Raw genomic sequence first — 11,425 nt, 5'->3', positions numbered from 1 at the left:
TTAGCGATTTTTGTCAATTGTTTTTTATCTAGAGCGAACTAATCAATTAAGTCTCTTGCCAGATAAGGATTTAGTCGATTTATGCCCCCCTATCGAACCATAACAAGTAACGAAGAGCCTCAAATAATTGCCGATGTTCATCAAAATAACCACTCTGAAACCTTTCTAGTCCCTGTAGGAGTTTCTTCATAATAATTCTTCTGGTTTAGTTCGATCGCTATTCTAGTTGATCCTTTTAGAACATTGTCGGGCATGAGATCAGGGCAAGCGCATCTCAAACGCTATTGACAATTGGCCAATTTTGTGATCTGTTTGCCCTGTAGGCATTTCAAATGATCAGCTAAGACGCATTTTCATGTTGCAAGAGTGCCTTATTTCAACAAGCAATTTAAATGCGCGGGCAGCTTACCAGTCCATCAGAATAGTTACCCTATTTAATTGAGATGGCAAATTCTCCTCAAATATGCCTGAATCGTGTAAGTCGATCCTTGTACAGCAACATTTTTGAAGATTATCAACTACTAATAAATAATTAACTGAAAGTCCCTCCCATTATTGTTTCTATCGTTTGTTTTCGGATTTATGCAAGAGGTCTAAAGTTCATTTTGTCAAGGATTGTTAAGATGCACTTACCCTCAACTGGACCGATTAGCGATCGCTATCGGCGGCGAGATTGGTTATATCTTGTTAAGATAAGATACAGACTGTATCTAAGCAAATTTTATTCTATGGAAACTGCAACAATTTTGGGGATTTCGATCGCTGCCGCTTTGGTGGGGATTACCGTTTTAGCTCTTTATACCGCTTTTGGTCCGCCAGCTGCAGAATTAAGCGATCCTTTTGAAGATCACGAAGATTAATTCTTTAATAACCATGTAGCTATCTGCCAAGGAAAAAGTTGCTCGACGGGATCGATCGCTCTTTCTAAACCGTCGATCGATTCTTTTATTGTTAATTTTAATTGATTTTGCCAATCAATAACAGCGTTTTCTCCCTGACATTCATAAACGCGCATTACCCAACCCCGATAGGCTGTTTCACTTTGTTTGAAACTCATTAAAATTAAGTTATCGGCTGAGAATTTTAACCATTGTGCCACGGGTGGCAACTGGGTTGATCGAGAAGAATTATTAATAAAAATAACGTTGACAGGTGAGTTTAACTGCCAAGCGTGATGGACAGTTTTCGCCGGTTTCCAGTTACCTTGATGGGGATATATTGCATAGGTAAATTCTTGTTTACCCAGATCCGCCTCGGGATCGGGCCATCGGGGACTTCTCAACAGAGTTAATCGCAGTTGCTGGTTAGTAGCATCATAGCCATATTTATTATTATTTAAAAGACTCACCCCGTAGTTTGCCTCTGTATCGGTTAAATCTGCCCATTTATGCGCGTAAACTTCCCATTTTGGTGATTCTGGTTCGTGGTAACGCTTGATCGCACCACAGGCAATTTCATTGGTGGTAAAATCGCTGTTTAGCGTAAGAGGAAAAGCGGTTTTTACTAAAGTATGTTCCTGTTGCCAATTAACAATAGTTTTAATCTGGAGAATAGGAGAATCTTTTTCTAAGATATAATCTTGACAAAATTCCGAATCAGCTAAACTTCTGATCACGCGAATCTGCCAGCGCAAGGCACCACATTCTAAGCATTCGATCGATTTTAATACTGTTTTAGGTAAGGGATATTGTTGATAATTCGGATCGATATTCCAAGCGTCCCAATATTGTCCTTGATCTTTAAATCCCTGTAATTGGTTCCCCGCAGCTTGCAGGATTTCTTTTTGATTAATTATATCAAATATACTATCTATATCCCCCGTTTCTGAGTTAATAGTAACTTTAAGTAAGCCATTATCTAAAATAAATTGCCAGTTAATTAAATTTTGCTCGGCTGCTTGCTGATTGGGAACTAACCAAAATAACTTATAACCCACAGAAGGAATATTTTCAGCGATAAATAATAGCTGATTGTCGTGGGATAATTGCGAAGGACAGAGACAATTATTTAAGTCATAAACCGAACAATTGGCAGATTCTACAGCTAAAGAGATAACCTGAGATCTTTCCCAGTTAAGAGAATTAAAAACTAGAAAAGGTTTCGCTTGGGGATGGGGGGGATTAGGTAAATTAATTTGATTAGCAATTGCCTGTAAAGCTTGATGTAAAAGTGCTTCACCTGTGCTGATAACTTGCCGCCATAACTGATTGGCATCCCTAAACACTTCCGGGATCGAAGTCCCGGGAAGTATATCATGAAACTGATTTAATAAAACCTTTTTCCAGGCGGATTCTATCTCGACTTTCGGATAGGGAATCTCTAGTAAAATATTAGCCAGAGAAGACCATAATTCCCCTTGATACAAGAGTATTTCACAGTAACGATTATAGGCTTTTTGATCAGAGTGAGTGGTATAACAACCCCGATGGAATTCTAGATATAATTCATCATCCCAGATAGGAAGATTACTTGTCTCCAGACTATCCAGATAAGTTGTTGCTTGGCTAAATTTTAACTGGGGGAAAAAAGGAGATTTTTGCCAACGTTGTGCTACTTCTAACATATCACGAGTCGGACCGCCACCATGATCGCCAACACCGGGCAACCAAAAAATCTCTTTTAATCCGGTTTGCTGTTCCCAATTGAGAGCATGATCGGTCATAATAATTGGGTTAGTATCCATAACTCCGGCAACATTGGGAGGAGACATGAGGGAAAGAATTTTACTACCATCGGGAGATTGCCACCAGAAAAAACCGTGGGTAAATTTAGTCGTATCATTCCAATGTAGTTTCCCGGTTACAAAGTATTTGATGCCAAAGGATTTAAGAATTTGCGGCAATTGGTAGGGAAACCCAAAGGTATCCGGCAGCCAAGCGGTTTTAGTGATTTGTCCGAATTTTTCTTGAAAATATTGTTGTCCATAAAGCAGCTGTCGAAATAGGGATTCCCCAGAGATTAAATTGACTTCTGGTTCTACCCACATTCCGCCCAAAAGTTCCCAGGATTGCCCTTTATATGCCTCTAGAATTGCTTGAAACAGGTCAGGATGATGTTTTTCTATCCATTCGTAAATTAGGGGGCTAGAATGACCAAATATGAGGGCGGGAAAATCTTTTTGCAGGTTTAAAACCGAGATAAAAGTGTTTTGTGCCACTTGCCAAGTTTCTGCCAACGGCCACAACCAAGCCAGATCTAAATGTGCGTGACCGAGAAGATGAAAACTGCGTTCTTTGAGAGGTTTAGCGAGGGGTTGTAGGGATTGACGAATTGATTCTAGGGAGCGATTAAATTTATCTTTGTTGGTGACATTATCCCAGTCAATATTATCGAGAGTATCGGTAAAAGCTGCTAAGTTTTCAGGATAAAAAGTCTGTAGATAATTATGGAGAATGGTCAATTCATCAGCAACAAAACTAGGATCGATCGCTTGGCTATATTCATAGATTAACTGGGATTTCATCAAACCACCAATATCATGATTGGGACTGACTAAACGGAGAGTAACAAGAATTTCTTGACCAGTAGAGACAGAGTTGGAAAGTAAAATGCGCGTGGAAGAATCAAAGAGATCTCCCGCTTGGATAAATTGATTATTAATATAAATTTTGACATCTTCGGCCCACCAAGTTAGGATTAATCTCAGTTCCATTCCCTCTAAAGGATAACCGGCTAAATGTTCGGGGACAATAATTTTTTGAGTTAGATATTGAATTTGTCTGCCGGCTGGCCAAATAATGTATTGTTTTTCATTGAGGGTGACGGGTTGAATTGGGTTTCCCGCTGCTGTAGCGATCAACCAATTTTTCTGAACATCTGTGCGGGTGAGGTGAGACAGTTTAGCGATGTTGTCAAGGGGAGACATGAGCCAACAAATAAGTTAATTTTGACCATTTTAAGCGATCGAGGACTAATTGCCCTGGGGGAGAACTTGTGTTAACGCAATAGTGCTGAAGACTTACTTAGGGTTTGCGGCAAAAAGTTTTTCGGTGGGGGTAGGGTGTGGGGTGTAGGGTGTAGGGTGTAGGGTTTTACCCATTTTCAGGGGGTCAATTACCTAATTTTCAGGGAAAAAGTCCCTAAATTTCCCCCCCGATCCCTCCAATGGCCAGTACTTTTTGATTTCAAAAAAGCCTAAAAATATTATCCAACAAGGTTTTTAGATTTATTCAGCAAGCCCGACTTAATCTCATCCGCCAACGGCTGATTGAGAATGAGCAGGGAAGAAAAAGCCCGTGATGAGGATTGAACTCATGACCTCACCCTTACCAAGGGTGTGCTCTACCACTGAGCTACACGGGCATTGATCGTGGTGGGCCGGGCCGGATTCGAACCAGCGTAGGCGTAGCCAACGGATTTACAGTCCGCCCCCATTAACCACTCGGGCACCGACCCATTAATTCCACGATTATCAATCATAGCACCCTTAGCTAAAACCCACAAGTGTTTAGGGAAAAAAATTTTTGAGCCATAAAATAACTCCCGTTAAGCACCATAGATAGCACTTAACAGGAGTTTTCTGATAATCTCGAGAGAGATTAGGCTATAGATAGCACTTAACGGGAGTTTTCTGATAATCTCGAGAGAGATTAGGCTATACCTTCTTCTTGGTGAGTTTCGATCACACAGTCAGATTTGGGATAGGTGACACAGGTGAGGACATAACCCGCTGCAATTTGATCGTCATCAAGGAAGGATTGCTCGGATTGATCGATTGTACCAGATACAAGTTTACCGGCACAGGTGGAGCAAGCTCCGGCGCGGCAGGAATAGGGTAAGTCCAGTCCTTTCTCTTCAGCTATATCGAGAATGTACTCATCATCGGGAACATCAATTTCATGCTTGCCATCGGGTGTGATCAGGGTGACTTTATAGGTTGCCATCGGTTGTTCCTCTTAATTAAATGCCAGTGAAAGCGGCAGTCTCTACAATTGCCTCTCGCTCGTCGTCAGATTGAACAATGCGAACGAGTTTCATTTTTGATACTACGGGAAAATCTCCCCGACTCAGCCTTGCATTAGTAATGACAGTCTTAAATAAACTTAAAATAAAATTTACTTATATATCTAACCCAGAATTCTTGAGGATACTTGCTCGATCTCTAGATAATTTCATCCCTCTACAATCTAGCTAAACTAACCACTACTAAGCATTTGGAGCCATGATGCTAATCGTTTTTTTCGTCTTGAGCCGATTTTTATTAAATATTAATTTAACTTATGGTTAAGATAGATGTCGATGAATTGTCTTTAACCCAGCCAAGAAATTGCTTTTCGGCACTACTGCCGGTAACACATCTAGGGAAACTAGGAAAAAATCTATTGACAATCAAACCAATAAATGATATAGGGGGATAAATCCCCTGTTGCCAGGGGTAGCATCCGTTAAAACGGATGGCTAACCCTCCCTGACGATTTCTTGGTTTTCGGATTGTCAGTTTTCCAGGATCTGGTTCACTGATTACCGGTCACTAATTACTTATTAGGTTGGGGAGTCATGCGTAGATAGGGTTTGATTTCTTCAACTCCTTTGGGGAATTTGCTGCGAGCTTCTTCAGTGGGAATAGAGGGAACCACCACACAATCGCCGCCGTCGGTCCAGTTAGCCGGGGTAGCCACTTGATAGTTATCGGTGAGCTGCAGGGAGTCGATTACCCGCAGGATTTCGTTAAAATTGCGTCCCGTGCTGGCAGGATAGGTAATAGTTAAACGTAATTTTTTGTTGGGATCGATGATAAACACCGAACGTACCGTCAGATTATTGAGGGAATTGGGGTGAATCATGCCGTAGAGATCCGACACTTTGCGATCGCCATCGGCGATAATCGGATAGTTAACGGTAGTGTTTTGAGTTTCGTTGATGTCATTAATCCAACCCCGATGGGATTCGGCACTATCGACACTCAAAGCGATCACTTTCACATTACGTCGCTCAAATTCTGACTTAAGACTAGCCACCGTACCTAATTCCGTGGTACAAACGGGGGTATAATCAGCCGGGTGCGAGAACAGCACCACCCAGCTATCTCCTACCCACTGGTGAAAAGAAATCGGACCTGCACTAGAATCTTGTGTAAAATCTGGAACGATATCACCCAATTGGAGAGCCATAATTGTGTCTTCCTTATTATATATTTCAAGACAAGCAACAGTCTATGATGCCATAGGAGTGCTGTTCTTCATTGATAATTTTAGGGATTTGTAATAATTGCATTAGCCATCAGCCTTTTCAGGGATCAGGGATCAGATTTGAGTTATCAGTTCACTGATCTCCCGGCTCCCCCATCACCCAACCCCCAAAATCCTTCCCCTAGTACGGCCAAATGGGTTATCGGAAATTTGGGTTGAAAACCCCGTCCTTTTAGGACGACTTTGTGCTAGAATGCTCGTAGGTTGCTGACCGTGAGAACGTGAGGAAACAAGTTAGATGTCCTACTCCGTCATCTCAAAATTTCTAACAGTCAATGGTGTTTAATTAAGTCCAAACTGTCAGAACGCCAAACAATTAAATACTGTGGGACACACAGAAATTTACGCTTGGGGAGTAGTCTTTGAGAGTGCTTGCCTTATAGGTGTAGTCTGACTAGACATGAAACTGTAAGACCAAAATTAGCTTTGCTAGTAGAGGCAAGATTCAGCCCAAGAATCTCCGCCCGAAAAGTGCGGAGAGTGTCAAGATCTGGTCTAATGGCATGATATAACTTTTTTAACTAGCTATCAGCGTTCAGCTAATAGCTAGGCTGCGGTGGCAAATCCCAATTCCCCACCCTATGCCTAGTCGGAAAGCTGACGGCTTAACTTCTTGTCCTGATCGTTAATTTGCCTTGGTTTTAGGAGACCACAACTGCAATGAAGAATCTTGTTCGTCTGCTGGCGGTAATTGCCTTGATTATCGGGAGTTTTTGGGGCAAAGTTCCCGCTCAAGCTCTCAATCTTACCTCGATCGCCCTTCCTTCTCATCCTGTGGCGGTCTTAAATGCGGCTGATGCTAAACTAACCACAGAATTTGGGGCGAAAATCGACCTTAATAACAGTGATATTCGCGATTTCCGGGACTTGAGAGGGTTCTATCCCAATTTAGCCGGTAAAATCATCAAAAACGCCCCCTACCAAGAAGTGGAAGATGTCCTCAATATCCCCGGACTCTCGACCACTCAAAAAGAGCGTTTACAGGCTAATCTAGAGAAATTCACCGTTACTGAGCCTTCTAAAGAATTTATCGAGGGTGATGACCGTTTTAACCCCGGAGTTTACTAAATCCAGTTAATTACGGTTTTAAAAAAATTCCTAGGTGAGCGATCGCTCACCTTTTTCAGTGATCAGTGATCAGTTATTCAGTCAAGCTCTGGCATAATTAATTTTTCAGGGTTTAAAAACGGCAAAAATAGGGATTAAATTGCATAAAATAGGTAAATAGATTATTTAATTGATTATTATTCATTTTTAATTCTACTGACTCGGAGAATACTGACTCCTAAATCTAACAACAATTTTTGATTTTTATAAGAGGTCTAGGGATCAGATTGGAGTTTTCAGTCAAAAGTTGACGACTGGCGACCATATACTGACCCAAGGTAAAAACTGGCGATTTTTGCCAGAGCTATAGAGAAATGAAGTGCTAGAATAAATAGAATTTATCAATTAACTCCTACATGGTCGTTTCCTCGCAACTGCCGAGTTATCAAGATGTTTTAGTGGTGGGATCGGGAGCGGCGGGATTGTATGCCGCGCTGTGTTTACCCCCTAACTTAAAGGTGGGTTTAATTACCAAAGAAGATTTAAAAACTGGGGCTAGTGATTGGGCGCAGGGAGGAATTGCGGCAGCCACGTCCCCGGCAGATTCCCCCGTTTTCCATTTGGAAGATACCCTGAAAGCTGGAGCGGGCTTATGCGAGCGCTCTGCTGTGCAGTTTTTAGTCGAGAAGGCCCCCCAAGCGATCGCTGATTTGCTGCGGTTAGGGGTTAGTTTTGATCGCTCCGGAGACGACTTAGCCCGCACTCTTGAGGCTGCCCACTCCCAGGCCAGGGTACTGCACGCGGCCGATCGCACGGGGAGAGCGATCATCAGTACCCTGATGGAAAAAGTGGTCGAACGCCCCAATATTACCATTATTCCCCAAGCGATCGCGCTGAAACTGTGGCTTGATTCGGAAGGGCAACGCTGTCAAGGTATTTGTTTACTCCATCAAGATCATCTCTGTTGGCTACGAGCGCAAGCAGTCATTCTGGCTACGGGAGGCGGCGGTCAAGTCTATGCCCAAACTACCAATCCCGCCGTTAGCACGGGGGATGGAGTCGCCCTCGCTTGGCGTGCTGGGGCAGTGATTCGCGACCCGGAATTTTTTCAGTTTCACCCCACCGCTTTGACTGTGCCGGGGGCGCCGCGGTTTTTAATTAGTGAGGCGGTGCGCGGCGAAGGAGCGCATTTAATTGATGCCCAGGGGCGGCGTTTTGCCTTCGATTATCATCCGGCCGGAGAATTGGCTCCCCGGGATGTGGTGAGTCGGGCAATTTTTAGCCATTTGCAGAAAACCTCCGACGATCCCGCCCATGCCAAAGTATATCTAGATTTAAGACCAATCGAACCGGAGCGTCTGCGTTATCGTTTTCCCAATATTATCCGCATCTGTCAAAAATGGGGCATTAATGTGCTTGAGGAGCTGATTCCCGTCGCCCCCGCCGCTCACTATTGGATGGGAGGAGTGGCCACAGATTTAAACGCCCGCACGTCTCTAACCGGTTTGTATGCGATCGGCGAAGCCGCTAGTACAGGTGTTCACGGGGCTAATCGTTTAGCTAGTAATTCTCTCTTGGAATGTATTGTCTTTGCGGCAAATTTAGTTGAAATAGGTCTAGAGCCAGAAAACTTTCGTGGGGAAAGACCAGAAAAACCCTTAGAAATCGCAGAAAATTGGCAAGAAGAACAGGAATACTGGCAAAAAGTACGCAGAGAATTACCGATTTTAATGTGGGAAAATGCGGGAATTTGCCGATTTCAAAATGAGTTAGAAACTGCTATCCTACGGGTGCAACAGTGGAAACAACAGTTAGAATCCTTAAAGATGGGCCAATTTCTCCAGAATCTTCTCCCCGACAAAGGACAATTATTTTTGTGTCCCTCGGTGCAGTTAGAAATAAGAATAGCGATCGAGACATTAAATCTTCTAGCTATCGCTGACTTAATTCTGGAAAGTGCCTTATTGCGAGCAGAAAGCCGAGGCGGTCACTATCGGGGCGATTATCCAGAAACCGTAGCTAATTGGCAATTCCACACGACTATTCAAGGTCGAACGTGGCGTAAAACGCCTGTGCAAGCTTAATTAAGCCAGTTTTTCACAGATAATCCCTAAGCTCTAAACAGTGGACTCTATCCTCGCTACTAGGAGCCGTACTATTCGCCCCACGCTCACCGGAGGCCTTTCCCAATCACCACCGTAGTCCATGACCTATCTCTGGAGTTAAGTGCTTTTCATTTACGGCTTTTAGGCTATCATACTTTTACCCTCCCCCCCCTAAACAGTTGCATTAATTCTATGATCAAACCCAATTTCCTATTTTTGTTAGCTATCGGTGTGAGCAGTTGGGGTCATCATTTTCAGGCTTTACCCAAGGCTAACGCTCAAACTCCCCCTAGGTTAGAGCAACCCCAGACTGTCGCCACTTACGATCAGTTGATGAAAGCTGGTTACGAAGCTACAGCCCAAAGAAATTACCAACTCGCCCTAGGAAAATTTCAACAAGCTCTGGCACAACGTCCGAACGATACATTTGCTCAAAATGCGATCGCTAATATCCAGAAGTATCTAGGTCAAACCGCCACGGCCGCCAACGCCGCCGCCAAAAACGAGACTTCACCAATACCGTTAATTGCTGGCTCGGCCTTGTTATCCATCGCTTTATTGGGAGTTTTACTATCGCTTTTCTTCCAATATCGTCCCAAGGGCAAAGCCTCAAAACGGCGCAAAAAGACAACTTACGTCAATCCTAAAAACCCACTCAACAACTTTTCTAGGGGCAATGGCAATTCCTTCGACGCGGACCCCAAAACGGGCAGTGACATTAATGGCAGTGGTGACGAGGATTTCGAGCCTTCTTTGCCCGTACAAGCTACCTCCCGCATCCCGAACGTAGATTTAATCCTGCGTTTAATTGAAAGTCTTCGTGATAACGATCCCCGTACCCGTAGACGGGCGGTTTGGAAGCTGGCACAGATGTCCGATTCTAGGGCAATGCAGCCTTTAGTCGATAGTATGGTGGATGGGGATTCCTACGAACGCAGTTTAACCCTAGAAGCTCTCGCTCAAATCTGTACCCGCTCCCTGCGACCGATGAACCAAGCTTTGGCTATCTCTCTCCAGGATAAAAATCCCCAAGTGCGGAAAAATGCTATCCGGGATTTAACCAGACTCTACGATATCATGTCTCAGATCAGTCAATTAATTTGTCATGCCCTCGATGATTCCGATGAGGAAGTGCAAGAAACAGCACGCTGGGCAATCAGACAGTTAAATCTGCAATTACCGCCCCGCTTAGATATTGCTCCCCTGGAAACCACTGGTGAACCGGAAGATGATGACGTACAGGATACTTCCTTCACTGAAACCACATCCACTGAGGTGCAAAATTGAGTGGAAAACTGTTATTTCTCTCCACCCCCGTGGGATTTTTGGGATCGGGGGACGGCGGTGGCCTAGAATTAACTCTTTATAATCTCGCTCGCACTCTGAATAAGCAAGGGTATGCGGTGCGGGTAGTGGCTCCAGAAGCCTCGCAATTGCATGATATTCCCTTAATCACTATAGCAGGAAATGCCCAGATTTCCGCCCAAAGTCAAGGCCGGCAAGCCCCGATTTTCATGCCCGAAAATGCCGTTTTGGCCAATATGTGGCACTACGCTCAACAAGTACAACATCAGTACGATTTAATTGTTAATTTTGCCTAGGATTGGCTGCCTTTTTATCTCACTCCTTTTTTTGCCACTCCCGTCGCCCATTTAGTCAGCATGGCTTCCGTTTCTTTGGCGATGGATCATATTATTCAAAAAACCTACCGCAGTTTTCCCCATTTACTCGCTTTTCACACCGTCGCCCAAGCAGAAACTTTCTCAATATCTCCCCCCTATCGCTGTTTGGCTAATGGTTTAGACGTATCTTTGTATTAGTTTCGGTCCGCTCCTTCCCCCTGTCTAGCCTGGGTGGGACGGATTGCCCCGGAAAAAGCTTGAGAAGATGCGATCGCCGCTTGTCAACAGTTGGGCGTAAGCTTTTACGCATTTAAGTTACATTGACAGCATTACCCTTATTTTTCAGTTTTCTACTCCATTTAATAATCAATCCCCCTTCATTTAAAAGCTGATTGACTACTTTTTCCAGTTCTTCTTTATTTTCAAATTCTCGATTAGCTATGTATTCTTTAGCGGAATGCCA

The 11,425-nt window shown here is 43.6% G+C and carries 7 protein-coding genes, 2 tRNA genes and 3 pseudogenes; 5 read left to right on the top strand and 7 right to left on the bottom strand.

What is annotated here, in order from left to right; translation table 11 throughout:
- Positions 1-106: 106 nt before the first annotated feature.
- A pseudogene (locus EWV66_RS03315) lies at positions 107-190 on the bottom strand (carbonic anhydrase); the annotation flags it as partial.
- A gap of 538 nt (positions 191-728) precedes the next feature.
- Here EWV66_RS03315 and psbN point away from each other — a divergent pair.
- Entirely contained in the window at positions 729-860 is a 132-nt protein-coding gene (gene psbN / locus EWV66_RS03310) for a photosystem II reaction center protein PsbN (RefSeq protein WP_012266479.1), read from the top strand.
- Here psbN and EWV66_RS03305 read toward each other — a convergent pair.
- The 5 genes from EWV66_RS03305 to EWV66_RS03285 all read right to left on the bottom strand — a co-directional run bounded on the left by EWV66_RS03305 (position 857) and on the right by EWV66_RS03285 (position 6,110).
- Positions 857-3,865: an alpha-mannosidase gene (locus tag EWV66_RS03305; protein WP_185237553.1), complete on the bottom strand. Its 3,009-nt coding sequence runs from the start codon at positions 3,863-3,865 to the stop codon at positions 857-859. The genes psbN and EWV66_RS03305 overlap by 4 nt on opposite strands.
- Positions 3,866-4,230: 365 nt before the next feature.
- A tRNA-Thr gene (locus EWV66_RS03300) sits at positions 4,231-4,302 on the bottom strand.
- An 8-nt stretch (positions 4,303-4,310) separates the two neighbouring features.
- Positions 4,311-4,395: transfer RNA gene (locus EWV66_RS03295), tRNA-Tyr, on the bottom strand.
- A gap of 194 nt (positions 4,396-4,589) precedes the next feature.
- Positions 4,590-4,883 (bottom strand): ferredoxin, encoded by a 294-nt coding sequence (locus EWV66_RS03290; RefSeq protein WP_002790144.1) that lies wholly within the window; start codon positions 4,881-4,883, stop codon positions 4,590-4,592.
- 591 nt (positions 4,884-5,474) lie between these two features.
- Entirely contained in the window at positions 5,475-6,110 is a 636-nt protein-coding gene (locus tag EWV66_RS03285) for a peroxiredoxin (protein ID WP_002735346.1), read from the bottom strand.
- A 738-nt stretch (positions 6,111-6,848) separates the two neighbouring features.
- Between EWV66_RS03285 and psbU the strand changes: the two genes are divergently transcribed.
- The 4 genes and pseudogenes from psbU to EWV66_RS23980 all read left to right on the top strand — a co-directional run.
- Entirely contained in the window at positions 6,849-7,256 is a 408-nt protein-coding gene (psbU, locus tag EWV66_RS03280) for a photosystem II complex extrinsic protein PsbU (protein ID WP_052277564.1), read from the top strand.
- Positions 7,257-7,651: 395 nt separating this feature from the next.
- On the top strand, positions 7,652-9,319 hold the full coding sequence (gene nadB / locus EWV66_RS03275) for an L-aspartate oxidase (RefSeq protein WP_052277563.1): 1,668 nt from the start codon (positions 7,652-7,654) through the stop codon (positions 9,317-9,319).
- 213 nt (positions 9,320-9,532) lie between these two features.
- Positions 9,533-10,627, top strand: coding sequence for a HEAT repeat domain-containing protein (locus tag EWV66_RS03270; protein ID WP_002761164.1), 1,095 nt, complete (start codon positions 9,533-9,535; stop codon positions 10,625-10,627).
- A pseudogene (locus EWV66_RS23980) lies at positions 10,624-11,220 on the top strand (glycosyltransferase); the annotation flags it as partial. The gene EWV66_RS03270 and the pseudogene EWV66_RS23980, both read left to right, overlap by 4 nt.
- Before the next feature lie 52 nt (positions 11,221-11,272).
- Here the strand turns inward: EWV66_RS23980 and EWV66_RS03255 are convergent.
- Positions 11,273-11,425: pseudogene (locus tag EWV66_RS03255) on the bottom strand (IS630 family transposase); the annotation flags it as partial.

The organism is Microcystis sp. M_OC_Ca_00000000_C217Col (assembly GCF_007095585.1).
In the GTDB taxonomy this organism is placed as follows: Bacteria; Cyanobacteriota; Cyanobacteriia; order Cyanobacteriales; family Microcystaceae; genus Microcystis; species Microcystis panniformis.
The sequence above is the reverse complement of the archived record's forward strand: the minus strand, read 5'-3'. Positions and strand labels throughout refer to the sequence as shown.

Coding starts and splice junctions, on each gene's coding strand:
- EWV66_RS03285 (WP_002735346.1), bottom strand. CDS start 6,110: ATGGCTCTCCAATTGGGTGATATCGTTCCAGATTTTACACAAGATTCT.
- psbN (WP_012266479.1), top strand. CDS start 729: ATGGAAACTGCAACAATTTTGGGGATTTCGATCGCTGCCGCTTTGGTG.
- psbU (WP_052277564.1), top strand. CDS start 6,849: ATGAAGAATCTTGTTCGTCTGCTGGCGGTAATTGCCTTGATTATCGGG.
- EWV66_RS03270 (WP_002761164.1), top strand. CDS start 9,533: ATGATCAAACCCAATTTCCTATTTTTGTTAGCTATCGGTGTGAGCAGT.
- EWV66_RS03305 (WP_185237553.1), bottom strand. CDS start 3,865: ATGTCTCCCCTTGACAACATCGCTAAACTGTCTCACCTCACCCGCACA.
- EWV66_RS03290 (WP_002790144.1), bottom strand. CDS start 4,883: ATGGCAACCTATAAAGTCACCCTGATCACACCCGATGGCAAGCATGAA.
- nadB (WP_052277563.1), top strand. CDS start 7,652: ATGGTCGTTTCCTCGCAACTGCCGAGTTATCAAGATGTTTTAGTGGTG.